Annotated in this window: 21 protein-coding genes, 1 tRNA gene and 1 pseudogene; 10 read left to right on the top strand and 13 right to left on the bottom strand. The window is 66.8% G+C overall.

The window, feature by feature from the left end; genetic code table 11:
* The first annotated feature begins 38 nt into the window (after positions 1–38).
* The gene (locus tag ACWIGI_RS13175) at positions 39–269 is read left to right on the top strand and encodes a ribbon-helix-helix domain-containing protein (RefSeq protein ID WP_454202609.1); all 231 of its coding nucleotides are present in this window, start codon (positions 39–41) and stop codon (positions 267–269) included.
* A gap of 5 nt (positions 270–274) precedes the next feature.
* The gene (locus tag ACWIGI_RS13170) at positions 275–682 is read left to right on the top strand and encodes a type II toxin-antitoxin system VapC family toxin (RefSeq protein ID WP_454202608.1); all 408 of its coding nucleotides are present in this window, start codon (positions 275–277) and stop codon (positions 680–682) included.
* 95 nt (positions 683–777) lie between these two features.
* Here ACWIGI_RS13170 and ACWIGI_RS13165 read toward each other — a convergent pair whose 3' ends face one another.
* Both ACWIGI_RS13165 and ACWIGI_RS13160 read right to left on the bottom strand, forming a co-directional pair.
* Complete coding sequence (locus tag ACWIGI_RS13165; RefSeq protein WP_454202607.1) at positions 778–1197, bottom strand: hypothetical protein; 420 nt, start codon at positions 1195–1197, stop codon at positions 778–780.
* A 156-nt stretch (positions 1198–1353) separates the two neighbouring features.
* Complete coding sequence (locus tag ACWIGI_RS13160; RefSeq protein WP_454202606.1) at positions 1354–2460, bottom strand: NADH:flavin oxidoreductase; 1107 nt, start codon at positions 2458–2460, stop codon at positions 1354–1356.
* A gap of 248 nt (positions 2461–2708) precedes the next feature.
* On the opposite strand from ACWIGI_RS13160, the gene ACWIGI_RS13155 reads away from it, so the two are divergent.
* Both ACWIGI_RS13155 and ACWIGI_RS13150 read left to right on the top strand, forming a co-directional pair.
* Entirely contained in the window at positions 2709–3683 is a 975-nt protein-coding gene (locus tag ACWIGI_RS13155) for an enoyl-CoA hydratase/isomerase family protein (RefSeq protein ID WP_454202605.1), read from the top strand.
* Positions 3680–4606 (top strand): 3-hydroxyacyl-CoA dehydrogenase NAD-binding domain-containing protein, encoded by a 927-nt coding sequence (locus ACWIGI_RS13150; RefSeq protein WP_454202604.1) that lies wholly within the window; start codon positions 3680–3682, stop codon positions 4604–4606. The genes ACWIGI_RS13155 and ACWIGI_RS13150 overlap by 4 nt, the downstream gene beginning before the upstream one ends.
* A gap of 56 nt (positions 4607–4662) precedes the next feature.
* Here ACWIGI_RS13150 and ACWIGI_RS13145 read toward each other — a convergent pair whose 3' ends face one another.
* The 11 genes from ACWIGI_RS13145 to ACWIGI_RS13095 form a co-directional block, all read right to left on the bottom strand.
* Positions 4663–5523 (bottom strand): SDR family NAD(P)-dependent oxidoreductase, encoded by an 861-nt coding sequence (locus ACWIGI_RS13145; protein ID WP_454202603.1) that lies wholly within the window; start codon positions 5521–5523, stop codon positions 4663–4665.
* Between the two features lie 173 nt (positions 5524–5696).
* The gene (locus ACWIGI_RS13140; protein WP_454202602.1) at positions 5697–6419 is read right to left on the bottom strand and encodes a histidine phosphatase family protein; all 723 of its coding nucleotides are present in this window, start codon (positions 6417–6419) and stop codon (positions 5697–5699) included.
* A gap of 784 nt (positions 6420–7203) precedes the next feature.
* Complete coding sequence (locus ACWIGI_RS13135; protein WP_454202601.1) at positions 7204–7698, bottom strand: hypothetical protein; 495 nt, start codon at positions 7696–7698, stop codon at positions 7204–7206.
* Positions 7699–7760: 62 nt separating this feature from the next.
* Positions 7761–9548 carry a hypothetical protein gene (locus tag ACWIGI_RS13130; RefSeq protein ID WP_454202600.1) on the bottom strand — a complete coding sequence of 596 codons (1788 nt, stop codon included), beginning with the start codon at positions 9546–9548 and terminating at the stop codon, positions 7761–7763.
* Positions 9549–11151: 1603 nt separating this feature from the next.
* Positions 11152–11225: transfer RNA gene (locus tag ACWIGI_RS13125), tRNA-Leu, on the bottom strand.
* 170 nt (positions 11226–11395) lie between these two features.
* Positions 11396–12862, bottom strand: a complete 1467-nt coding sequence (locus ACWIGI_RS13120) for a peptide MFS transporter (protein ID WP_454202599.1) — start codon at positions 12860–12862, stop codon at positions 11396–11398.
* 279 nt (positions 12863–13141) lie between these two features.
* Positions 13142–14101: a Ppx/GppA phosphatase family protein gene (locus ACWIGI_RS13115; RefSeq protein WP_454202598.1), complete on the bottom strand. Its 960-nt coding sequence runs from the start codon at positions 14099–14101 to the stop codon at positions 13142–13144.
* 5 nt (positions 14102–14106) lie between these two features.
* Positions 14107–14679 (bottom strand): DUF501 domain-containing protein, encoded by a 573-nt coding sequence (locus ACWIGI_RS13110; RefSeq protein WP_454202597.1) that lies wholly within the window; start codon positions 14677–14679, stop codon positions 14107–14109.
* Positions 14676–15284 carry an FtsB family cell division protein gene (locus ACWIGI_RS13105; RefSeq protein WP_454202596.1) on the bottom strand — a complete coding sequence of 203 codons (609 nt, stop codon included), beginning with the start codon at positions 15282–15284 and terminating at the stop codon, positions 14676–14678. The genes ACWIGI_RS13110 and ACWIGI_RS13105 overlap by 4 nt, the downstream gene beginning before the upstream one ends.
* A gap of 37 nt (positions 15285–15321) precedes the next feature.
* Complete coding sequence (gene eno / locus ACWIGI_RS13100; RefSeq protein WP_454202595.1) at positions 15322–16608, bottom strand: phosphopyruvate hydratase; 1287 nt, start codon at positions 16606–16608, stop codon at positions 15322–15324.
* Positions 16609–16905: 297 nt separating this feature from the next.
* Positions 16906–17664: a lytic transglycosylase domain-containing protein gene (locus ACWIGI_RS13095; RefSeq protein ID WP_454202594.1), complete on the bottom strand. Its 759-nt coding sequence runs from the start codon at positions 17662–17664 to the stop codon at positions 16906–16908.
* Between the two features lie 221 nt (positions 17665–17885).
* Here ACWIGI_RS13095 and ACWIGI_RS13090 point away from each other — a divergent pair, with 221 nt between their 5' ends.
* From ACWIGI_RS13090 to ACWIGI_RS13065, 6 genes and pseudogenes are all read left to right on the top strand, one after another.
* Entirely contained in the window at positions 17886–18968 is a 1083-nt protein-coding gene (locus tag ACWIGI_RS13090; protein WP_454202593.1) for a TauD/TfdA family dioxygenase, read from the top strand.
* Positions 18965–19954: an ornithine cyclodeaminase family protein gene (locus ACWIGI_RS13085; RefSeq protein ID WP_454202592.1), complete on the top strand. Its 990-nt coding sequence runs from the start codon at positions 18965–18967 to the stop codon at positions 19952–19954. The genes ACWIGI_RS13090 and ACWIGI_RS13085 overlap by 4 nt, the downstream gene beginning before the upstream one ends.
* A 46-nt stretch (positions 19955–20000) precedes the next feature.
* Positions 20001–21386 carry a Y4yA family PLP-dependent enzyme gene (locus tag ACWIGI_RS13080; RefSeq protein ID WP_454202591.1) on the top strand — a complete coding sequence of 462 codons (1386 nt, stop codon included), beginning with the start codon at positions 20001–20003 and terminating at the stop codon, positions 21384–21386.
* A 241-nt stretch (positions 21387–21627) separates the two neighbouring features.
* Positions 21628–22674 (top strand): annotated as a pseudogene (locus ACWIGI_RS13075) (PLP-dependent cysteine synthase family protein); the annotation flags it as partial.
* 353 nt (positions 22675–23027) lie between these two features.
* Positions 23028–24434, top strand: coding sequence for an MATE family efflux transporter (locus tag ACWIGI_RS13070; RefSeq protein ID WP_454202590.1), 1407 nt, complete (start codon positions 23028–23030; stop codon positions 24432–24434).
* A 131-nt stretch (positions 24435–24565) separates the two neighbouring features.
* On the top strand, positions 24566–25549 hold the full coding sequence (locus ACWIGI_RS13065; RefSeq protein ID WP_454202589.1) for a phosphodiesterase: 984 nt from the start codon (positions 24566–24568) through the stop codon (positions 25547–25549).
* Positions 25550–25559: the final 10 nt, after the last annotated feature.

The following is a 25559-nucleotide window of genomic DNA, read 5'->3' as shown; positions in this document are numbered from 1 at the left end:
GCAAGTCATTTGCAGCACCGAGGGTATGCTGGCATACCATGAAGCGGACCACGGTGAAACTACCCGACGAGCTCGATGAGCAGCTACGCCACGAGGCAGAGCGCCGCGGTGTCACCGTCTCGGAGGTGACGCGCGAAGCGATCGCCCAGTACCTGTGCGTACCGTCCGGCGGACGACGAAAGTTCGGGGCCGCCGGTGCGGGCCGGAGCGGGCGTTCGGATGTGTCGAGCCGTATCGATGAAATCCTGAAGAAGGAGTGGGGCCGATAGGCGCCTTGATTGTCGACGCCGGCCCGCTGTACGCCTACGTCGACGCAGACGATGCACACCATGAGTCCTGCCTGGACCTGCTTCAGACCCACCGCGGCCCACTGGTCGTACCGACCCTGGTGATCACCGAAGCCGCGTACCTCATCAGCACCCGCCTGGGCACGGAAGCCGAGGTTCGGTTCCTCGGCGACCTGGCCGAGGGATTGTTCGCGGTCGAACCCGTGCATGCGAGCGATTGGCTCCGCATCGCCGAACTCGTTGCGAAGTACCGGGATCTGCCATTGGGCACAGCCGACGCGTCGGTCATCGCGGCGGCCGAACGCCGAAAACTATCGCTGATAGCGACAACAGACCGACGCCATTTCTCGGTTGTTCGCCCACGTCATGTCGATAACTTCACGTTGCTGCCGTAGTCACACTATCGCCGAAAACGCTTACCCCGGAAGCCGATTCGACCATCGGCTTCCGCGAGCATTGTGTGCCACGAAGCGTTGGGCCGCCGACCGAATCAGTAGGCGAGGCAGGCGGAGCCGAGGTTGACGCCGGTGCCGATGTCGACCGGCTGGCGGATCTGGGCGGTCGCGCCGGGCTGGAAGGCGTAGATGTAGGTGGGCTTCGTGGAGGTGGGAGTCCAGGTCACCTTCGCCTGGCCGTCGACGGGCTGGGCATCGGCGAAACCGCTGGGGCCCTGGCCTTCTTCGTAGAAGTAGACGCGCTTGGTGTTGTCGTCGACGGTCGCGGTGACGGTGTAGGAGCAGCCGGTGCCCTGGCTGTGGAGACCGAGGGTGAGGCCGGGGGCGATCGCGATACCGGTCACCGTGGCGGCGGCGGTCGGCGCGGTCAGCACGCTCGCGACGGCGGCGACGCCGAGGGCCGCCGCACCCGCGGCGATGCGAACTCCATGGAACGACTTGATGTTTCGCGTCATGGCTGGTGAATCTCCTCCGGTCTGGGTCCGGAACGATCTGTGCCGGAAACCGATTCGAATATCGGTTCCGAACCTATGACGCGCGCCGGGACGGCACCATCGGGCACATGCCCTATTCCCGGATGCCGGGTCGCACGGCATCCGGGACAGCGGGGCTCAGCGGAAGGGCACGATGTCGGCGAGGCGGCCGTCGCGAACCTTGTTGACCCACTCGGGATCCGCGAGCAGGGCGCGGCCGACGGCCACGAGATCGAACTCGCCGCGAGCGAACTGGTCGCGCAGGACCGCGAAGCGCTGGGCCTGGGTCTCGTCGATGCCGTCGCCCAGGAAGACCTTGTCCACGCCGACCGAGCCGACGGTGATGACGGGCAGGCCGGTCACCTTCTTGGTCCAGCCCGCGAGGCTGACATCCTCGGCGTGCGTGGTGAATTCGGGCACCCAGTGGCGGCGGACCGAGGCGTGGAAGACGTCCACGCCCGCGGTGACCAGCGGGGTGAGGAGTTCTTCGAGCTCGCTGGGGGTTTCGGCGATGCGGGCGGTGTAGTCGTCGCCCTTCCACTGGGAGAAGCGGTAGATGATAGGGAAGGCGGGCCCGACGGCCTCGCGTACCGCGGCGACCACGCGAGCCGGGAACGCCGCGCGCTCCCGCAGCGAGCCGCCGTACTCGTCGGTGCGGAGATTGGTTGTCGCCCAAAAGAATTGGTCGAGCAGGTAGCCGTGTGCGCCGTGCAGTTCGATGCCGTCGAACCCGAGCTGCTGCGCCAGCAGCGCCGACTCCACGTAGGACTCGATCAGCGCGTCCAGGTCATCGTGCGTCAGCGCCCGGCCGACGGGCTTGCCACTGGCCTTGATTCCCGACGGGCTCACCGTCGGAACCTCCGGCTCGAACTTCGGGCTCCCGCCGCGCGAGGCGCCCATGTGCCACAGCTGCGGCACGATCGCCGAGCCCTGCGCGTGCACCGCCTCGACGACCTCGCGCCACCCGGCGGCGCTCTCCTCCCCGTAGAACCGCGGCACCGCGAGATCGGGCCCGGCGGCCGGCCCCCGGACGTAGGTCCCCTCGGTGATGATCAGCCCGACCCCACCGGCCGCGTGGTCCCGGTAGTACCCGATGTTCTCCGCGTTCGGCACCCCGCCCGGCGACTTGCTCCGGGTCATGGGCGCCATGGCGAACCGGTTCCGCAACCGCAACCCACCCAGCTGAACCTCCCCGAACAGCTCGTCCAGCGCGATCGAGAGTTCCCCGGCCGATTCCTGTGACATACGCAAAACTTCCTTCCAACTCGCCACCGCGGCGTCGAGTTGCCGAACGCCCGCGTCGTCCCGAGCATTCCCGGAGTCGGCCGCCCCGTCACCCGTCCGGCGCGCGACGACTCGAATTCGGGAGGTGAAGACGCGCGAACATCGGTGTCCCGCCTCGCGCATCCCGATGTGACCAACGTTTTAGCCACTCATGTCTAACAATGTGGAACCATGGGGCGCAGTCGTGACCGCCGACCCAGGAGTATCCCGTGAGCAACGCGTGTGGGCTCGCCCTCACCACCCTCGAGCTGACGCAGCACGGCCGCGTGCTGATCGCCGCGGTCACCGCGCCGCCCTACAACTTCATGACCGCCCGGATGCAGGCCGACCTCGCCGCGCTCGCCGAGGCGGTGGCGATCGACGACGGCGTCGGGGCGGTCGTGGTCACCGGCGGGGTGGCGGGGCGCTACATCACGCACTTCGATATCGCCGACATCCTTGATGCCGCGCAGGACGCCGGGGACTCGATCTCGCCCGGCGTGCTCGAGGGGCTCATGCGGGGGCTCGACGCCGCCGCGGCGGTGCCCGGCGCGCACCGGATGCTCGAGCGGACACCGCTGGCGGGGCTGATGCATGTCTCGCGGCTGCGGAACCTCGCGCTGGCGATCATGCGTTCGCCGGCGGTGTGGATCGCCGCGATCGGCGGTCCGTGCGGGGGCGGCGGGCTCGAGCTGTCGGCCTACTTCGACGTCCGCATCGCGGCGGACTCCGACGACGTGCGATTCCTGTTGCCCGAGTTGCTGATCGGGCTCACCACCACCGTCGGCGGCCAGCGGCTGGCCCAGCTGATCGGACCGGCCCGCGCCCTGGAAATGCTGCTCGAGGGGCGGGCCTACAGCGCGCGGGAGGCACTGGACATGGGCCTGGTCGCCGAGCTCGTCGCGCCCGGCGAACTACTGGATCGCGCACTGGAATTGGGCGAGCGCTACGCCCGGCGCAACCGGGCCAACGTCGCGGCGCAGAAGCGAATCATCAACGAGGACTTCGCATCGTCCCCGGCCGCCGGGCTGCGCCACGAGGCCGCCGTCAACGCGGCCGGGGTGCTGGACGGCCCCGCGCGCGCCGCCCTGCGGGAGTGGGTTCGCATGCAGGAGAACGGCGGCGGCGACTCGGTCTTCCTCACCGACCTCGAACCGTGGATGCGCGGCGAGGTCGTCGATCTCAACCCCGGGAGCACCTCGTGAACATCACCGTCATCGGCGCGGGCGTCATCGGCATCTCCTGGACTGCGCTGTTCGCGGCGCACGGGCACGAGGTGACCGTGCACGACACCGCGCCCGATGTGGACGAGCGGGTTCGGGACGGTCTCGCTCGACTGATCCCGACGCTGCGGATGCTCGGACTCGACACGGCGGGCCTGCCCGAGCGCGTGCGGTGCGAGAGCGATCTCGCCGCCGCGGTGCGCGCGGCCGACGTCATCCAGGAGAACGGGCCCGAACGCCGCGATTTCAAGGTCCGGCTATGGCGCGATGTCGAAAAGCACGCGCGGGCAGATGTATTGATGCTGTCCTCGAGTTCGGGAACGACGGCCACCAAACAGGCCGCCGGGATGCGGGATCCGAGCCGGCTGCTCATCGGCCACCCGTTCAATCCGCCGCATCTGATTCCACTGGTCGAGGTCGTGCCGGGCGAGAAGACGTCGGAAGACGCGGTGCGCGAGGCGATCGACTTCTACGCCTCCCTCGGCAAGACGCCGATCCGGTTGCGCAAGGAGATCCCCGGGTTCGTCGCCAATCGCATCCAGGCCGCGGTGTTTCGAGAGTCCGTCGCCCTGGTCCGCGCCGGGGTCGTGACGGTGTCCGAGCTCGACGACATCGTGACCAATTCCCTGGGCCCGCGCTGGGCCACCGCCGGGCCGTTCCGGTCCTTCCACCTGGGCGGCGGCCCGGGCGGATTCCGTGGTTTCCTCGAACATTTCGCGACCGGGATGCAGCTGCTGTGGCTGCACGCGGCCGTCCGACCCGTGCTGCTGACCCCCGGACTCCGCCGGAAACTGCTCGCCCAGATCGACGAGTCGTTCGGGTCGACGCCCTACGCCGAGGCGGAGAAGAACCGCGACCGGCAACAGGTGGCGGTTCTCGAAGCCCTTGCTGCGCAGCAGAACTGAGTTCGAGAACGCACCTCACTCGGCCGATCACGTTGTGGTGCAGCAAGTCTGCACCCTCAGCGCGCGTCCAGCCCACCCACCCGGCGCCAGAACCCCGACATCCCCGACAGTTCCAGAAGTTTGTCGACCAGCACCGGAACCGACCACTGCAACCCCGCCAGCGGCGCGTTGGGACTGGAGGACACCGCGACCTCCGCCCGCCCGCGCTCGACCGCGTCCAGCACGGCGTCCGCGCAACGCTCCGGGGTGGTGGTGGGCGCCAGGCGCGGGAGCCGCGCCCCGGACTCGTCCAGCGCGCGTTGCGCCTGTCCGGCGCCGCTGACGATGGCGGGCAGTACGAGCGAGAACCCGACCGGCGCGTGGGCGTACTCCCGGCGCAGCGCGTGAATCATCGCTATCGCACCGGATTTGGCCGCGCAGTAGGGCACCTTCGCCGGAAAGGGGATCTTGCCGTTGAGGCTGGACACGACGACGATGTGCCCGCGTCCGCGCTCCAGCATGCCCGGCAGCACGGAATGGATCAGCAGCATGGGCGCGCGCAGATGCATCGACAGTTGCCGGTCGAGATCGTCGAACGACGAGGTGTGGAACTGCGCGTTGAACTCCACACCCGCGGTCGCGACCAGGATGTCGATGGGCCCGGCCTCGGCTTCGGCGCGGGTGATCAGTTCCTGAACCGCGTTGTCGTCGAGCACATCACAGCCCAGGACGGCGATCGACCGCCCGGGCCCGGCGAGCTCGGACCGCAACTCGGCGAGCGCGTCGACGTCCCGGTCCGCGAGCACCAGGCGCGCACCGCGCTCGGCGAACCGCGCCGCGACCCGCCGCCCGATCGCCCCGCCCGCGCCGACGATCAGCACCCGGGCGTCACGCACTCTCGCGATGCCGATGTTGCTCGTACCGGAACCGATCTTCATGCCTCTGCCCCAACCACCGACGGAACCTGGAGCCCGCCACGTTAATTGACACCAGTCGGTTTCACAATAGGCCCGGTCGCACGGAAGAGCCCGAACCGCAGCGGGATCCGCACACGACAGCGCCCCGGCGCCATCGATCGTGTCGATGACATCCGGGGCGCGGCGCGATGGAATCAGCTCAGGTCGGGGTGGCCGACCCACTCGGTGATGGTCCAGCCCTTCTGCGGGTTGCCCTTGAGGACGACGCGGCCGCCGTTGCGGATCGGGTCGGTGCCGAGCTTGCCCTTGTCGGCGTTGTCGGCGTTCATCATCGCCCAGAACATGATGGTGCCACCGTGCGAGAAGATCACCGGGTTGGCGCAGCCGCGGCGCTGCACATCGAGCAGGCCCTGGTCGACGCGCTCGTCGAACTCCTTGCCGTCGATGGAGCCCGGAATCCGCGCGCTCAGGTCACCCGAGAGCCACTTGATCGGCGCCTGCAGGTAGCCCGACAGCGAGTCGGCCTCCGGGGTGCCCTCGTACTGGCCCGCCTCGATCTCGCGGAAGCCGGGCTGCACGTTGAGGCTCAGCTTCTGGTCGGCGATGGTCGGTCCCGCGGTCTGCTGGGTGCGCACCATGTTGGACGCGAAGGCGCAGTCGTAGTCGTTGCCCGCCAGCTGGACCGCGACCTTGTCGGCCTGCGTCCGGCCGAGCGCGGTCAGGTCGGGCCCCGGCACCTTGGTGTCGATCAGACCGGAGGCGTTACCGGCGGACTGGGTGTGGCGGACCAGGGTGATGGTCATGTCGCCGGCGCCGACGCCGCCGAAGCTGCCCGTACCGCTCCCGGAGCTGCCCAGGTCGAGGTCGGCGGACGCCGCGCCGGCGGTGAGGGTTGTGGCCACGACCGCGGTCGCCATCATCGCAATGGATAAGCGAATAGATCGGATTCGCATCTGTGGGAATGCCTTTCATCGTGGGAACGCCACGCCGGGTATGCCGATATGCCGACATCCGGGGTGTCGCGTCTCACAAAAACAGCAATTCACCCAAATCGACTATGAGGTATCCCAGTGATCGGGATCGTTCCCACACGAACCGCGCCCGGGCGATACCCGCGCCGGCGAAAGCCGGCGCGAACAACCCGGCTATCGACCAGCACCCCATGTACAGCGCCACATTCACCCACACGGAACGCCTGCGGTTCACCGGCAGACGGGTCCAGTGATCGCACAAGACGTGCCCCGAGATGGGGCGTACAACATCTACATGCAGGGGTTAAGCGGCGAACCTATCGAGCGGGCGCCGTGGCGACGTGCACTGACTGGTCAGCCTCAAGTCGCCACGCCTCTGCTGGCGAGACTGCCCGATTCACACCTGTCTTTCAACGCACCGGGTCGTCGGTTCGAACTGCCGTATCCTACCGATTCGAACCGGCGGCACGGCCCCACCTGAGTGTTCACCTAATATCCCGATACCGTTGACGTAGCGACTGACCCGCGGAGCTGCACAGGCCTTTGTGTCGGCAGTACCCACAGGCGGCGAGCACAGCAACTACACATGGCCAGTAGCAGGCGCGCCGCCTCAGCGGTGCCGATACGGCAGTTCATTTACCTCTCCAGCAAACTTTCTCAAAGCCGCGAGCTGTTTGCAGCACCCACTCGGATTCATCTGTAGGGCAAATGCCGATTCTACTAGACAGGTTCAGAACTGTTCCAAGCCTACGTCAGGCGTATCCGATTTTGCAGACATGGAGGGAAGTCGCCACCACCAGTGGCTTGCGGGCATCTCATGGGGTATCACGCTGTCTGGCAGCCGAGAGATTTCTGGCGCTCGATCTCTGAGCCATTCATCGATTTCTTCCACTGTCTCACGGTCCTCGGAATCGAGCACTTCCGCAGCCTTCGGATAATCATCCAGCACGAGCTGAATGGCGGATCTGCGCAAACAAGGCTCATACCAGCCTTCAATGGGGGATCGGATCGCCAAGTCCATCGACCTATAAAGATAGGAGAAGAAGCTTCTTCGATTTGCAATCAACAAGGATTCGACCTGCGCACGAAAATCGTCAACTTCGACGGAAGATGGCGCGTCTTCGCCCTTCATTCCAACTCGCACACCTATCAACATCGCCATACCATTAGCAAAGTAGGAGATCCGAAGTGAATCGTCACCGGATTCCGACTCATCAATATTCAAGGACTGACGGAAACTATGTAACGCTACTGTCATACTTCGCCTGGAACTTGGGTAGGAAATAATCATCGGGGCTGCACCGCCTTTGGACTCCCATAGGTGGCGATTCGCACGGCCCCAGTAGCATCCACGATAACAATTGCTTCTGTCACACTAACTCCCTCTTCTCCTGATATGTCTCGATGGTATACAAGTCTCTGAGTACCATCCGCCTTCGCTTCATATGAAACCAACCTCCCAGCATGCACTGTCTTGGCCGCACTGTCCTGATACGCCTTGATAACGGACTTACCAACCTGCTCCGCTATGGGCACCTCATCGATGTGCTTCGGCGCATGATACGCGGCCGCCACCGAATCGCCGAAACCAAGATTTTCAGCCTTCTGCACCGCCTCTGCGAGATCATCACCTTTGAGTTTCGGATCCACAGATATTGAGCCCCGCCCTGTCGCTATCACATCTTCCACATCACGCGCCAGATCGGCCGCTACGGCCGAATCATCGAATTGCCTAGTTATGACCGCGTATTTCGACTGATTTGGATATAGCTTTGGGTCGAACCGATCTATCGATTCTCCAAATTTCGTCTTATAGTATTCATATGCATTCGCAAATCGCCATGGATTTCCCCTGCCACCATGATTCAGCGCAAACTGATATGCCCGAGAATCCATACCGGGAGCTTTCTTACTAAATGGGTTGTTAACAACAACGTTTGCCACCCTGTCACGTCCCGCATGATCCGCCGGCAACGAGCCATAGATATCATCTGGGTCTACACCGGCTTTCTGTAAACGATTATCGGCGTTGGCAAGAAGCCTGGCCCGCGCTGCGGCCCGAGCTGCCGCAGCCTCGACCACGTCATCAGGATCGTTCGTTCCTCTACTTGGAATAGTATTTCCATTGCCTTCGCTCAATCCAAACTCTGCCCGCGTATCGGATTGGACTCGCGTTCCACTGCTTCCAGCAAAATCCTCTTCAGGATCTATGGAGTGGACTGTACGCGTATTGGTAAGATCCTCCTCGACATAGGAGCCAGGGGGTTTGTTTCCGGGCTTGGCACCCTCAGTCAAATGTCCTGGTGCGGGTGTATCAGCTTCCCTAGCCGGAACGCCCGGTTGCCTTCCTTCGGGCAAGTCGGCACCGCCGAGACGTACCTCACCCGTTACTGGCGGGTCGTGGTGAATCGCTACGGCAGGTTGCTCTGACTCGACTACCTTGGCACGGTTGTCCACAGTCTGTTGACCAGCGCCCCTGCTAACCTGCGGCGCCGCTACCTCGTCAGCAGCAGTGCGCGCCCCCTTCCCTGCCTGGACAGCGGCGTCGTCTGCCACGCCTGCGGCAGCGGTAGCACCCCGAGCGAATGCACCGAAGACACCGTCGAGAATGACGCCGGCGGCAAGGTCGAGCTCGAGCTTGGTCTGCCAATACTCAGGTCCGTGTTCCTTCAGGTCATCCAAACGGATCACAGCACTACCGAGCTCGACCAGTGCGTCACCGCGGGTTTGCGGATCCGAACTTGACCAGGTGGCAAAGTCAGCGATACTGCGACCAACTTTGCTCCAACTGTCTGTGAATCTCGACCAGCCGCCACCCCCGCTCAGGTCATTCTGGAAGCGGCTCGCACTCAAAGCGAGATTCCACATCTCTGCCCCCCAATCGCGGGTTGCCTGAGCCTGGGGATTGGCCGGTATCTTGTTTTGAGACGACTTAGGTGGAGCAGGAACCGGACGTTCAATGATGCCAATGAACACATTCCCGTCGGGTGCACCGACGGCAGTTGTAGTAACCGTCTTCCCACTCGCGAAGGTGGTGTGTTGCTGGATCTGAGTGTTGGTCAGTAGTCCGAGCACTGCAGCGTTCGAGTCGGGCGAGTTTCGAAATCCTAGCTGTAGCGCCTCATTCCCAGCTCGCACGCTCGGGGGAAGTAGGCCCGTTCCGGTGAGGCCGTTAAGCAACGCAGAAGAAGTCGGTCCATCCAAAGCAGAGGGGAGGGATCGAACAGAAGGCGTAGTACCTTGCTGTCCAAGGGCAGTGACCGTAACAGTAGTACCACCGCCGCCCGTAGTATCGTGGCGAATCTGGGTATTGGTCAACGCGCCCAGCACCGCTGCGTTCGAATCGGGAGCAGACTGTGCTGCCTGTTCCAATGCTTGATTCCCAGATTGTGCGCCAGAGGGCAGTGGCGCAGTTCCGGTAACAACGTTGAGCAGCACCGAGGTGGTTGGCCCACCACCGACACCGACGTCTACCGGAGCTGGGTTGCCCTCCGAATCGGGACTCGGCCCCGGGATGGTATTCGGCCGTGTGTGAGCACCCGGGTTGGGCACGGTGCCTGGTTTAGGGACCACAAATCCATCGTCGTCGAGCGTAGATCCGGCTTCTGGGTCAGCGATCGGCTTCGCTTGTAGCATAGCCACATCAGGGCTGGACGACTGCGGCAGAACGGACGCGGGCTTGGGGTCGGCCAAGTGAGCCGTCCGCCCGGCTTGCTCGCGATGTGCCGAGTCGAACATGCCTTGGGAGGCGCGGATTCGTGCGTATACGCGGGCTGCCTCGACCCCGGACCTCACATCATAGGTATGAACTTTGGGATCTTCGTAGCCGAATGTCACTGCTGTCGGACGATCGACCGCAATTGCAGGAGTCACGCTGGCCAACCAGCCAGTCTCCCAACGCGTTTCGGAGAGTGTGCCCATTATCGCACCGCTTCATCGGAATAGGTACTTTGCCGCCCGAGAAGGCAGAACCTGGACTTACCGCAGAAGTGCGATTTCTCGCTGTAAAGAGATGTTCTTTTATCGTCGCCGGACAAGATGTTCGACCGTCCTCTCAGATCTGGACAGGATGAATTGAGGTCTCACAACAGCTTTGAGGTCGCCGCTAGATAGAGATCACCACAGGTATGTGGATTTGATACCGGACGAAAGACGAGAGCGGCCCTCGGCCAGAATTTGGTCGCCTGAGTACGCACCACGCAGACGATGCACCTCGAACAACCGACACCCGCCTGTGGGTGCATGAGATCGGCCCAACGATCAGGCCGACAGGAGGGAGACGAGAACCGTAGGCTCTTCGTACAGCACAGCCCTCGATCTTGATGTGGATCGAGGGCTCGTAGCCGGAAACGACTGAACCCTGATCACACAGGGCAGATTCCGAAGGCTTCTGAGTGAAGGCACAAGACTGGCGTCGCAAAAATCATCACGTAAGTGACGGACGGTTGTCAAGAAAGAACTGAATGTTACCGAAAATCGCAGGCAGAGCGCGGTTTAGATGGTTGCGGTGCGAGACCCCGGTCAGGAGCGCAGCTCTCAGTTGACGAACACCCCCGGCTCGATCAACACATTCCACGCGTCGGTGGGACCACCGGCCAATCGAGCCGGTGCCGCGGTCCAGTCGCGAGCGCGAGATGATCGGCAGCCGCTACGCCGACGAGGCGAGCCTCATCAAGAGTGCCCCCGGTCGGGCTCGAACCGACACTGTGCGGATTTTAAGTCCGCTGCCTCTGCCAATTGGGCTACGGGGGCGTCTGGGTCAGAGTACCGAGCCGTACGGTCTGGCTGGAAGGAGGCTGACCGGGGATTCTGGGGCGAAAAACGGGGTGGGCGCGCGACGGCCGCGGGGAGGGCTCCCCGGGAGTTGGGGGTGGGGGCGGGTTTTCGGTGGTGGGAGGGCTTTTTCGGGAGGGTGGAGCGGGTTAGTGGACGCCTTCCATGTGTGCGCTGATTCGAGGAGCCACGAACCAGACGACCACGCCGACGGCCACCGCCACCAGACCGGTGAGTCCGAAATAGGCGAACTCGTGGGAGGGGTCGTAGAACTTGGACAGCGAACCGGACATCGAGGTGCCGATGCCCACCGAGAAGAAGTAGAGGGCCATCATCTGGGCGCGGAAGGCGTTGGGGGCCAGTTTCGTGGTGACGGCGAGGCCGATCGGGGACAGCAGCAGCTCGGAGATCGCGAAGCCGCCCAGCACCACGAAGACGAACAGGATGGGGACCACCTTGCCCTCGGTGCCGGAGTAGAGGACGAAGAGCATGAACGCGATGCCCATGCCGATCACGCCGAGGGCGAACTTGCGCGGGGTGCTCGGCGCGCGGTTGCCCAGACGCGTCCACAGCAGCGCGAACAGCGGCGAGAGCGTGATGATCCACACCGGTTCCATCGAGCTGATCCAGCTCGGCGGCGCGTTCCAGCCGAAGACGTTCCAGTTGATGCGCTCGTCGGAGTAGACCGCGAGCACGGTGAAGATCTGCTGGAACAGCGACCAGAACACGGCATTGGCGATGAACAGCGGAATGAACGCCCGCACGCGCGTGCGCTCGATCGGCTCGACCTTGGGGCTGCGCAGCATGATGACGAAGTAGGTCAGCGCGGCCAGCGCGATCACGCCCGTGGTCACGTCGGGCAGGTTCGACAGCGTCAGCAGACCGGTCAGCGCGGCCACCGCGACCAGGATCCCCAGCACCGCGATGAACCCCACGACGCGCGGAATATCCTGGCGCGGCAGCGGATTGGGGATCTCGCGGCCGTGGTTGCCGAGGTTGCGCCGGAACACCACGTACTGGGTCAGCCCCAGCGCCATACCGACCGCCGCCGCGCCGAAACCCCAGTGGAAGCCGATATTGCGCTGCAGCACACCGGTGATCAGCGGGCCGATGAACGCGCCGAGATTGATGCCGAGATAGAACAGCGTGAATCCGCCGTCCACGCGGGCGTCGTCCTTGGCGTAGAACGTGCCCAGCAGCGAGGACGCATTGGCTTTGAGCGCACCGGAACCCAGCGCGACGAGCACCAGGCCCACCCCGACGCCGGCGAGACCGGGCAGCAGGGCCAGGGCGATGTGCCCGGCCATCACCACCACGCCGCCGTAGAAGACCGTGCGCTCCATACCCAGCACGCGGTCCGCTATCCAGCCGCCGAGCACGGTGGAGAGATAGACGAGGCCGCCGTACGCGCCGACGATGCCGGTGGCGGTGGCCTTGGGCAGATCCAGGCCGCCCTCGGTGGTGGAGTAATAGAGGTAATAGCCGAGAATCGCGACCATGCCGTAGAACGAGAACCGTTCCCACAGCTCCACACCGAAGAGATTCGTGAGTCCGATGGGATGCCCGAACAGCGTCCGTTCGACCGGCGCGACGTCCTCACGTGCTACTTCCGACATAATCCAGACCCTCCCATATCGGGCAATCTGACAGCAACCTCAGCTGTTGACGTATGTCTCGAGAATTCCCGCGTGCATACAGGTCGAATCAGAATCGGCAGCAGTCCTCAGTTTGCCAGTCCGGGCAAAAAATAGCTGCCGTTGTCCGATCGCGAGTTGTGGCGCACTCGCGCGGTGGTCCCGGACATGGGAAACGGGGCCGCGGCTGGTAGCCACGGCCCCGAAGAAGCCACTCGAACCGGCGCCGACACCCGCCGCCGCGCCGCGCTCGATCGCCGATTACGCGATGGACAGCGCGATCCCGTCCAGGATGTCGTGTTCGCTGACGATCAACTCGTCGATCCCCGCCCGCCGCGCCAGCTCGTCGGCGAGTACCTCGGCGATGACCGCACCGCCGCCGATCACGTCCACCCGGCCCGGGTGCATGGGCCCGAGCGCGGCCCGCTCGTCATGGTTCATCTTGATCAGCCGGTCGCAGACCGCCCGCAGATCCGCGCCCGAGAGCCGGGTGAGATGCACCCGCTCCGAGTCGTATTCGGGCAGATCGAGCGCGACCGCGGCCAGCGTGGTCATGGTTCCGGCGACCCCGACCCAGGTGTGCGCCCGCTCGACCGGGACCACACCGAACGCCTGGGCGAGCCGCTCGGAGGCGAAGAACCGCGCGGCGGCCACTTCCTCCGGGGTGGGCGGGTTGCCGTGCAGCGCGCGCTCGGTGATGCGCACGCAGCCGATGTCGGCCGAATACGCGGACTGCACGCCGGAGCTGTCCCCCAGCACCACCTCGGTGGAACCGCCGCCCAGATCGACGACGACGAAAGGCCCCTGCGCACTGGACAATTCACCGACCGCGCCGGCGAAGGACAGCCGGGCCTCCTCGTCACCGGTGATGACCTCGGCCTGCGCGCCCGGCACGACCCGGCCGAGTTCGGCGGCGGTCATGGCGAAGAAGTCCTCGCGATTGCTCGCGTCGCGGGTGGCGGAGGTGGCCGTCATCCGGACCCGGGTCACCTTGTGCTCGATCATGAGATCGACGTAGTCGGCCAGCGCGACCCGGGTGCGCTCGATGGATTCGGGGGCCAGCGCGCCGGTCGCGTCCACGCCCTGTCCGAGCCGCACGATGCGCATCTCGCGATGCACGTCGGTCAGCCGCGGCGGCGCCTCGCCCTCGCGGACCGCGTCCGCGATCAGTAGTCGAATCGAGTTGGTGCCGCAGTCGATCGCGGCGATCCGCTCACTCATGCCAACTACTCCTCCGAGATCGAATCTTCCGGCGTGCCCCGATACTGCTCGGCCTGCGGCCAGTCTGCCGGAATCGCGCTGCCGCGCAACCCGTTCTCGGCCGCCAGCGCCACCGCCTCGTCGCCGAGCAGGTTCAGGCCCGGGCCCTTGGCCAGCGAATGCGCGATGAGCACGTGCAGGCATTTGACCCGATCGGGCATGCCGCCGCCGGCGAAATCGGTGCCGAGATCCTCGATGGCGTTGCGCTCGGCCATGAAGCTGTCGTACGCGGCGCGGTAGGAGGCCGCCAATTCCGCGTCGCGGGTGAGCCTTTCGCTCATCTCCTTCATCAGACCGGTGGTCTCCAACCGGCTCGCCTCGGCGGTGAGCCGGGGGTCGGTCAGGTAGTACAGGGTCGGAAACGGCGTGCCGTCGGGCAGTTTCGGCTGCGTCTTCACCACGGCGGGCTGACCGTCGGGGGTGTGATAGGCGATGGCGAGCACGCCGCGCGGCTCACGTCCCAGCTGTTTGGCGACGATCTCGAGATCCCGCTCGCTGGGCGCTTCGTCCCCGGGGCGGCTGTTCTCGGATGCGGTCACCTGGGTTGTCCTTCCTCGACTGTGCTTGCTGCGGGCTGCGGCGCGGAGATGCTGCGCCACAGCTCGGTGTACCAGGGATCGGGTTCCCTGGTCTTGGTGGGCTGGGTGGGCACGGCGGGCTGTTCCATGCCCGGCACCTGCACGATGTAGGCGGTCTCGCCCGGCATGACCAGCCGCAATCGGTCCTTGGCCTCACGCTTGATGTAGGCCGGATCCTGTTGTTCGGCACGACGATCGCGCAGGCGCGCGACATCGTCGATGAGTTGTTCGCGCTGGGCCGCGAGTTCGGCGGCCTCCGTGCGCTGGGTGAAGTAGGTTCGCAGCGGCACGGCCAGGGTGAGCGCGAGCCCGCACAGCACCGCGGCCAGCAGGACCGCGCGGCCGGTGGACAGGCCGAGGATCTTGCGTTCGGGCCGCTGCTTCTTCGCCCGGGCGGTGCGCCGGCCGACCGCGGCCTTGGCCGCGCTCGCACCGCCGCGCCGTGTGCCGTCGCCCGACCCCGCGCGCGTGGTCTTGGCGCCGCCGGAGCGGGGTTTGGCCGAACGCGACGGGCGGCGGTCACCGCGTCCTGCCGGACTGGTGCCGCGCGCCCGTCGCTCCGTCATCTCACCCCTCGATACTCGGCGGTATTCGTTGGATCGATCAGCCTTCGAACGCGAAACGCGGGAAGGCGACATCGCCCGCGTAGCGCGCCGAGTCACCGAGGGCGTCCTCGATGCGCAGCAGCTGGTTGTACTTGGCGACGCGCTCGGAACGAGCCGGGGCGCCGGTCTTGATCTGGCCCGAGCCGACGGCGACGGCCAGATCGGCGATGGTGGTGTCCTCGGTCTCGCCGGACCGGTGGCTCATCATCGTCTTGTAGCCGTTGCGGTGCGCCAGGTCGACCGCGTCCAGGGTCTCGGTCAGGGTGCCGATCTGGTTGACCTTCACCAGCAGCGCGTTGGCCGCGCCCTTGGCGATGCCCTCTTCCAGGCGCTCGGGGTTGGTGACGAACAGGTCGTCGCCGACCAGCTGCACCTTGTCGCCGATGAGATCGGTGAGCGCGACCCAGCCGTCCCAGTCGTCCTCGTCCAGCGGATCCTCGATCGAGACGATCGGGTACTGGGTGATGAGCTCGCTGTAGAACTCGATCATCTGGGCGGCCGTGCGGACCTCGCCCTCGAACTTGTAACCCGAACCGGCGGTGTAGAACTCGGTGGCGGCGACGTCGAGCGCGAGCGCGACATCGGTGCCCAGCTTGTAGCCGGCCTTGTCGATGGCGGTGGAGATCAGGTCCAGCGCGGCGCGGGTGCCCGCGACATCCGGGGCGAAGCCGCCCTCGTCGCCCAGACCGGTGGACAGCCCCTGGGACTTGAGCACCGACTTGAGCGAGTGGTAGATCTCGGTGCCCCAGCGCAGCGCTTCCTTGAAGGTCGGTGCGCCGATCGGGGCGATCATGAATTCCTGCACGTCCACGCCGGTGTCGGCGTGCGCGCCACCGTTGAGGATGTTCATCATGGGCACGGGCAGCACGTGGGCGTTCGGTCCGCCGATGTAGCGGAACAGCTCCAGGCCCGAGGACTCGGCGGCGGCGCGGGCCACCGCGAGCGAAACACCCAGCAGGGCATTGGCGCCCAGGCGCGACTTGTCCGGGGTGCCGTCCAGGTCCAGCAGGGCCTGATCGACGGTGCGCTGCTCGACGGCGTCCAGGCCGATGATGGCCGGCGCGATCTCGTCGAGGACGCCCTCGACGGCCTTGCGCACACCCTTGCCGTTGTAGCGGTCGCCACCGTCACGCAGCTCGACGGCCTCGTGTTCACCGGTGGACGCGCCGGACGGCACGGCCGCGCGGGTGAGGGTGCCGTCGTCGAGAGCGATCTCGACCTCGACGGTGGGGTTACCACGCGAATCCAGGATCTCGCGGGCTCCGACCTGTTCGATGATGGCCACGAAACGACACTCCTTCGGCTACTGACTCGGCAGGTCGCACGGAACAACCCGTGCAGGCCCCGAGCCTAGCAGTGCCTATTTCGCCCTCTGTGCCATTGGCCTCCGCTTCGCTCCGGCGTGGTTCGCGGCCCCGAAGTCTCGTTCTTCCCTCCCTCCGCTCCTCCGCTTCGCTCCCCCGCTCCACTCAGTCCAGAACGAGACGGCCGCGAACCCGGCGCGTCGACCTCGACTCACCGCTACGCCATTCGTGGTGAGCGCAACTCGCCGCTACGCCTTGCAGCCTGGTGCGACTCGCCGCTACGCCTTGCGCCCGACGCTGTAGGCGGCGGCGCGGTCGCGGACCTTCTTCATATAGGCGGTCGACTGGTTGTAGGTCATGAGCGCCTTCTCCCAGCCGGGCGCGCCGGTGAGGTCGCCGCCGCTGACGCACAGGTAGCGAGCGGCGGTCAGGGCCGCGTCGTCGATGTTGTCCGGATCGGCGATCCCGTCACCGTTGGCGTCGACGCCGAAACGCTGCCAGGTCTCGGGAATGAACTGCAGCGGGCCCATCGCGCGGTCGTAGACGGTGTCGCCGTCGAGCTTGCCGCCGTCGCTGTCCTTGATGAGGGCCACACCGGGCGAACCGTCCAGGGGAATGCCCCGGATGGCGGGCGACACCTTCCCGTCGTCGGCGACCTTCGCGCCCCGATGGGTGCCGTGCCTGCTCTCCACGCTCGCGATGCCCGCGATGGTGGTCCAGCCGATGCCGCAGTCGGGCCGCGAGCGCGCCATGACCGCGGCGGCATAGCCGTACGCCTGCAACGAGACAGCGGGCATACCCATGCTGTCGGCTTGGTCCTCGGCCCAGGCGTGCAGCTGAATCGCGGTGCGGCCCGGAGCATCCAGATCGATCACCGGCAGGGCGGCGCCCGGCCCGGGTGGCGTGCCCTCGGGAATAGGAGTGAGATCGACTGAGCCGCAACCGGTCAGCAGAATCAGAAGGGAGGCCGTGCCCAGCAGGCCGGCGCGGGACATGACAGCGCCGAGACCGGCCTTGGTGGAACGCACCCTGTCCATCATGCATATGGATCGGCGCGTCTTCCAGGAACGTCAACGCGGGCGCGCAGGAGTCGGCCTGATCGATACGTGCCGGTGACCCGCACGGCTATTCTTTGATACCTCTCAGCTATTTTTCTGACATGCGCTTAGGTAAGCCTTGCCAAATTTACCGGGGCGCACTAGCTTCCCTGCGGGACCCATACAACCGCACTTCACTCCGAGGCCAGGAAGGCACCCCCTTGGCGAAAAGCGTTCTCTCCGAACGTCAGACGCTTCACCCTTCGGAACTCGAACGACGCGAGCTGCCAGCGGACGCCGGACGCACGGTACGCGCGCTCGCGCATGAGATCACCGTCACACTGGGCGCTAGCCCGGCGATAACCACCACCCTCTCCGACGCGACACTGTTGCGCCACATCGAAGACCGCTACGTCGAATTGCCCGAAGTCGTGCATCAGGTCATGCGCGCGCCCGCCACCGCCGCCGGTGTCACCGTCATCGGACAGCTACCGCTCAGCGATGCCGAACTCGGTACGACGCCGGTCGATTGGCGTCAGGCCGCCGAATGGGCCGGTGACCCGGACCGGGCATCGACCTCCTTCGCCCTGGACGTCACCATGCTGCTGCTCGCGCGGTGCGCGGGCGAACCGTTCGGCTGGCAGGGCCAGCAGGGCGGGCGGCTGGTGAACAACATCGTGCCGACGCCCGGCCACGAACAGGAGCAATCCGGCGCCAGCAGCACCACCCTGCTGAGCCCGCACACCGAGGACGCCTTCCACCCCCAGCGCGCCAACCTGCTCATGCTGGGCTGCCTGCGCAATCCGGACCTGGTCGGCACCACGGTCTCCTCGGTGCGGCGGGTGGAACTCGATGCGGCGCAACGGGAACGGCTGAGCCGGCGCGAGTTGCCCATTCTGCCCGATATCTCCTACGGCGACGATTTCGAGACCGAACCCGCGCCCTCGGTCGCCACCCTCGGCGAGGACGGGGGCGAGCTGACCCTGCGCTTCGACCCGGCCTACACCCCGCTGGACGGCGCGGACGGCGAATTCCTGGCCGCCTATGACCGTTTGGCAACGGAACTCGAAAGGGTCTGCATCACCGCCGCTTTGGCCCCGGGGGAACTGTTGCTCGTGGACAATGATGTCGTGGTGCACGGACGGGTGCCGTTCACCCCCCGCTACGACGGCACCGATCGCTGGCTCAAGCGAGTGAACATCCGGCTGCCCCAGCGCCGCCGCGCCGCGGCAGAAGCCACCGAGAACGGATACGGCCAGCGGGTGGTGGCCCCCTTCCGTACGATCCGAGGACACCGCAGTTGACTACCAGACCCACCCCGCTGCGCGTACTCAGCCGCAGCGACCTAGCCGATGTTCCGATCAGCCCGGCCGAGGTGGTGCGCGCCGTCGAGGACGCGTATCTCGCACTGGCATCCGGTGATTCGGATAATCCGCGCAAACTCAGCGTCGCCCACCCCGACGGCTGGTCGGTGGCCTACGCCATGCTCGGCCGCGACGGCCGCCGCCGGGTGGTCGCCATGAAGACCTCGTACAAGTTCGATCCGCACCACGATCGCAGCACCAAGCGGTACTACACCACGATCACCCTGTACGACGACGCCACCGGTATTCCCATCGCCATGATGGACTGCGCGCGGGTCGGCGCGCTGCGCACGCCCGCGGTCTCGGCGCTGCTCGCCCGCGAGGCGGCGCGCCCCGGCGCCCGCTCGGTCCTGCTGGTCGGCACCGGCACCCAGGGGCGCAACGCGCTGCCGCATCTGCTGGCCGCCAACCCGCACCTGAACCGGCTCATGCTCTACGGCACCCACCCCGAGGGCATCGAGTCGGTGTATCGCGAACTGGGGCACCACAATCCGCACGTCGACCTGGAGCTGGTGACCGATCCGAGGGCCGCCGCGGGCGCCGCCGACATCGTGCTGGCCACCGCGGGCCCCGGCACCCGGGTCGCCATCGAGGCCACGGATCTGGCCCCCGGTTCGACGGTGGTCCTGGTCGGCTACGGCCTGGCGCCCTCGACCCTGAACGAGGCCGATCGGGTGGTCGCCACCAGCGCCGAGCAGATGGCGCTCACCGGCACCGACATGGCCGGGCCCGACGGCAACCTACGCCGGGTCGACGCCGAGCTACCGCACATCCTGAGCCGCCGCGCCAGCGCCCGAATCGCCGACGAGGAACGCGTTTTCGTCTACAACAGCGGCCTGGTGCTGACCGATATCGCGGTCGCGCACGCCCTGGCCACCCGCGCCATCGCCGAGGGCCGCGGCACCGAGGTGTCGCTGTGGGACTGACCGCCGCCCGCGCGCCCGAGGAACGGAGACAGCGCTGACCGACACCGTGAAGAGCGAGACCGCGACCGTGCGGAACGAGTCGGTGCACGAGGCATCCCCCATCACCGCGGCGCCGATGCCCGCGCACCGCGACGCCTGGGAACGGAGGATGCTCGCGGATCCGGCGCTGCTGCGCGAATTGGCCGACGCGATCGGCGGCCCGTTCCATCTCATGTATCCCGAGCGCGTGGTCCGCAACATCCGCGACTTCCAGCGCGTGTTCACCGGCCACGGCGTGGTGGGGGCGATCTACTACGGCAAGAAGGCGAACAAGTCGCCGTCGGTGGTGCGCGCGTGCGCCCGAGCCGGTGCGGGCGTGGATGTTTCGAGCGCGCAGGAGTTCGTCGCGGCCCTGGGCGGCGGCGTGCGCGGCGCCGACCTCATGGTCACCGGACCGTCGAAGTCCGCGCGCCTGCTGGAGCTGGCCGCGCGGCATCGGGCCCTGGTGGCGATCGACGACCTCGGCGAATTGGCGCGACTGGGCGCGGTGGCGAAGGGGAACGAACCCGCGCGCGTCATGCTGCGCGTCATGCCGCCGAACAGCGGCAGCCGTTTCGGCCTGACCTGCGACGAACTCGATCTGGCGCTCACCGCGGCCGACGAGAAATCGATTCGACTGGAGGGCTTCAGCTTTCACCTGACCGGCTACGACGTGGCCGACCGCGCCGAGTTGGCGCTGACCCTGATCGAGCGCTGCCGCGAGGCGCGCGGACTCGGACATCCGGTCACCACCATCTCCATCGGCGGCGGCTTCGGGGTGAACTACGTCGCCGCCGAGACCTGGCGTGCCTTCCTCGACGGGGTGAATCCGCGCTGGTTCCACGGCGATCGAGCGCCGCGCACCGAGACGTACTACCCCTACCACTGCCCGGTGCCGGGTCCGGCCATGCTCGCGGCCATCCTGGAGTACCGGCAGCTGGCGGATCAGCTGCGCGCGTCCGGAATTCGCCTGGCGATCGAGCCCGGGCGCGCCCTGCTGGATCGGGCCGGCTGTTCGGTCTTCGGGGTGCAGGGTGTGAAAACCCGGACCGCGCACGGACATCGGTACGCCATCCTGACCGTGAACGGCACCAGTCTGAGCCTGTCCGAGCAGTGGTTCGCCAGCGAGTACCTGCCCGATCCGGTGCTGTGGCCGCCGCGCCCGGGCGAGCTCACCCCCACCTGCGTGGGCGGCGCTTCCTGCCTGGAAGACGACATGCTGAGCCGCCGGCGCATTCCGCTGCCCCGGCCCGCCGAAATCGGCGATCTGCTCGTATACCCGAATACGGCCGGATATCAGATGGACAGCAATGAGTCGGCCTTTCACGAGCTGCCCGTTCCCGCGAAGGTGGTCCTGCACACCGCGAACGGGGAATTGCGCTGGACGTTGGACGGTAAATCCGACGAATGCTGACAAATTGCCCCATTCCGGCATCGCCACACCAACGGAGCACTGGCAGCCGCTCCCCGACTGCACTATCGTTTTGCTTGCTTCGCGAATGCACGACATGAACCTCCGCGCTCCGCGGGTGTGACGAGAAATCCGCCACCGCCCGTTATTGCCGCCGGACCGGGGCTATCCCTTATGAACCGCCCGCGTGTCGGCTCGCCCACATCACCCACGTTGAAGAACTTCGCCGAGGAGAATTACTGAAATGCCGGTTATCGTCAGGCGCGTGTCTGAGCTGATCGGACAGACACCACTGTTCGAGCTCGCCGTCAGCACCGAGACCGGATCCCGGGTCTTTCTCAAGCTCGAGACGATGAACCCCACCGGCGCGGCCAAGATTCGCATGGCCCGCGCCATGATCCTCGAGGCCGAACGCCGCGAACTGCTCCGGCCCGGCGGCCACATCATCGAGTCGACTTCCGGCAATACCGGCCTCGGGCTGGCGGTGGTCGCGCGCGAACGCGGATATCGGTTCACCGCCGTGGTCGACCACCACGCGTGCAAGTCCAAGCTGAACGCAATGCGTTCGATGGGCACCGAGCTGGTATTCGTCGGCGATGGCGACGACGACGCCCTGTCCACCAACGCGCGCGAGGAATTGGCCGAGCAGATGGCGGCCGAGCAGGGCCCGGACGCCTACTTCCCCGCGCAGCATCACAACTCCGCGAACGGAATCGGCTATTACGCGCTCGCCGCCGAACTGGCCGCCGATCTCGACAATATCGACGTGCTGATCGCGGCCGTCGGCACCGGCGGCGCCCTGTTCGGCACCGCGCGCGGACTGCGCGAACTCGGGCGCACCCCGCGCCTGGTCGGCGTGGAGCCCGAGGGCTCGATCGCCTTCGGCGGTCCCGCGCACGACTACTGGCAGTCCGGAACCGGCACCCCGCTCGGCGCCGAGCCGGGCCTGCACGTCGACGAGGACCTGCACCTGATCGACCCGAGCGACCGCGTGAAGGTCTCCGACGCGGACGCCTTCGCCGCCACCCGCGTCCTGGCCGCCGAACTCGGGCTGATGATCGGCGGCTCCTCGGGCAGCTCGGTGTACACCGCCCTGACCCGGCTCGAGACCTACCCCGCGCACTCGGTCGTGGTGGTCGTGATCAACGACGACGGCGAGAAGTACCTCGACACCGTCTTCGACGACGAGTGGATGAGCGACCGCGACCTGCTGGACCGCGAGCGCGAGGCCGCCATCCTGGCCAGGCTGCGGGCCTGCGCGCCGCCCGCCCGGCCCGATCCCCGCGAGATCGCGGTGCTGCGCGATCTGCACTACGCGCTGCCGGACACCTTCGCCATCGAGAACGGGCTCGGCGGCACGGCGCTGCGGGACTACGTGGACGAACAACTGCCGCAGGCGAAATTGATCCGGCTGCTGGAGCTGACGGACATGCCCGCCCATCGCATCGGCGAGCTCCTCGCCCAGGGCGACGACGACGGCGTGTACCGCGCCCTGGAGAAGCATCGCAAGCAGCTCGTCGACCGGGCCGCCATGATCTCGGACCTGCTCGAGGGCCTGCGCGGCGGGCCCGGCCCGGGCGATACGCACACGATCCTGGTACCCCCCGCAGCCACCGCTCCGCGGCCGGACGAGGCACTGGCCCAATGACATACGCCGCACGGCCGGCTCGGCTATCCGACGGGCGGCAGCTGACCGCTCTGGCGACGCCCATCGCGCTCACCCAGCTGGCCCAGGTCGCGATCTCGACCACGAACATCGCCCTGATGGGCACGCTGGGGGTGCGGCAGGTGGCCGCGGGCGGCCTGGCGCTGGTGCTGTTCAACCAGATTCGCACCATGTGCGTCGGGTTGATCACCGGCACCGGCAACCAGGTGGCGATCGCGGTCAGCCGGGCCGAGAAGCGCGGCCGCAAGCCCGATGTCGAAGTGCGCGAGGTGGTGCGTTCGAGCTTCTTCATCGCCACCCTCGCCGGTTTGCTGGGCGGCGCGCTGCTCATCGGGCTCGGCTGGTCCCTGCAATGGCTCGGCCAGGACGGCGCGGTACTGGATCAGGCGCGGCCCATGATGGTCGCGCTGGCGCCGGGCCTGCTGCCCTGCCTGTGGTTCCAGGTGCTGCGGCAGTACACCGTCGGCATGCAGCGGCCGCAGGCCCTGCTCATGGTGACGCTCGGCTCGGTGGCGCTCAATGTCGTACTGGCTCTTGCCTTCATGCACGGCTGGTACCCGCTGCCCGAACTCGGGCTCACCGGCATCGGCGTCGCCACCTCGCTGGTCTTCCTGATCACCTTCGGCGTCTTCTGGGTCATGGTGCGCCGCGACGCCGAACTCGGTGCGACACTGCCGCTTCGGATGTGGCCGGTGCACTGGGCCACGGTGCGCGCCGAGCTGCGACTGGGCACGCCCATCGCCCTGACCTACGGTTCCGAGGCCGGCATGTTCTCGGTGCTGGCGCTGGTCATGGGCAGTCTCGGCGCGGCCGCGCTGGCCGCGCACAACGTGGTCTACCAGGTCGTCTACATCGTCTTCCAGGTCGCGATCGGGCTCTCGCACGGCGCGTCCATCCTGGTCAGCAAGGCCGTTGCGCGCGATGAGTATCCGCACGCGCGTGCGTTGGCGTGGCTGGCGCTGCGCTACGTCGCGGTGGTCGCGGCCGTCACCGGCATCGCCTATGTCGCCGCGCCGAACCTGGTGCTGCTGCCCTTCCTCGACGACTCCGACACCGCCACCGTCGCTCTCGCGCACGGACTGCTGCTCATCGCGATCGTGCTGCAGCTGTTCGACGCGGCCCAGAACGTCGCCGTCGGCCTGCTGCGCGGCCTGAAGGACACCAAGGCCGGCTTCCGGCTCTCCCTGGTCGGCTACTGGGGTGTGGGATTGCCCACCGCGCTGCTGCTCGCCTTCCCGGCGGGACTCGGCGCGGCGGGGGTCTGGTGGGGCCTGACCGCCGGACTCGCCACCACAGCTGCGCTGATGCTGCGCCGCTACTTCGCTCTGCTGCAGACACGTGAGCAGCAGACTCCGCGAGTGCTGGCCGGTAGCCTCGGGCATTGAGCCGACATCCAAATCTCACCTTCTCGCAAGCGTGCCGTCACTGGACGCAGGCACGCTGAAAGAAAAGGCTTCGCTATTCTGACGGACGGAAACGGCAAGCCGAGGCACCCACACTGCCGGGGAGGATGTCCGTGTACATCTCGAGAGTCGCCGAATACCCGAGGGCGGACCATGTTCTGTTCCACATCAGCGACACCCATCTGATCGCCGCCGACGAGGACCTGTACGGCGACGTCGACGCCGAGGCCCGGCTGCGCCTGCTCCTGGATCAGGCCGAGGCGAGCCGCATCACGCCCACCGCGATCGTGTTCACCGGCGACCTCACCGACCGGGGCGAGCCGGGGGCCTATCGGCGTCTGCGCGCGGTGGTGGAACCGGTCGCCCGGCGCATCGGGGCGCCGGTGGTCTGGGTGCCGGGCAATCACGATCACCGCGAGACGATGCGCGAGGAGCTGCTCGACGAAAAGGCCTCGGGCACACCGCTGGACAGCGTCCACCTGTTCGACGGGCTGCGGGTCATCGCACTGGACACCTCGGTGCCCGGGCACCACTACGGTGAGCTCACCGATGCCCAATTGGAGTGGCTGCGTGCGGAACTGGCCGAGCCGGCGCCCTTCGGGACGATTCTGGCCATGCACCACCCGCCCATCCCCTGTGTCATCGATCTGGCCGTGACGGTGGAGTTGCGCGATCAGCGCCGCCTGGCCGGCGTGCTGGACGGGACCGACGTGCGCGCGATTCTGGCCGGGCACCTGCACTTCTCGACCAGCGCCTCGTTCGCCGGCATCCCGGTGTCCGTGGCGTCGGCGACCTGCTACAGCCAGGATCTGTCGGTACCCACCGGCGGGCTGCGCGGTCGCGATGCCGCGCAGGCGTTCAACTACGTGCACGTGTACCCGGACACCGTCGTGCACTCGGTGGTGCCGATCGGGGCCGGGCCGACCGTCGGGGAGCCCGCGACGCCGGACCAGGCGGCCGAGAAGCTCGCCGCCGCCGGCATCGTGATTCCGCCGGCCGCGCGCATTCCGCACGTCATGCGCCGCCGCGACGGCGCCGCCGAATCCGGCCGCGGCACGGTCGAATCCGACGGTGAGTCCGCGCACCGGGTCGAATAGCGCACGACGT

Source organism: Nocardia sp. NPDC055321 (assembly GCF_053645575.1).
Note: the sequence above shows the minus strand (reverse complement) of the source record. Positions and strands in the feature narration are given on the sequence as shown.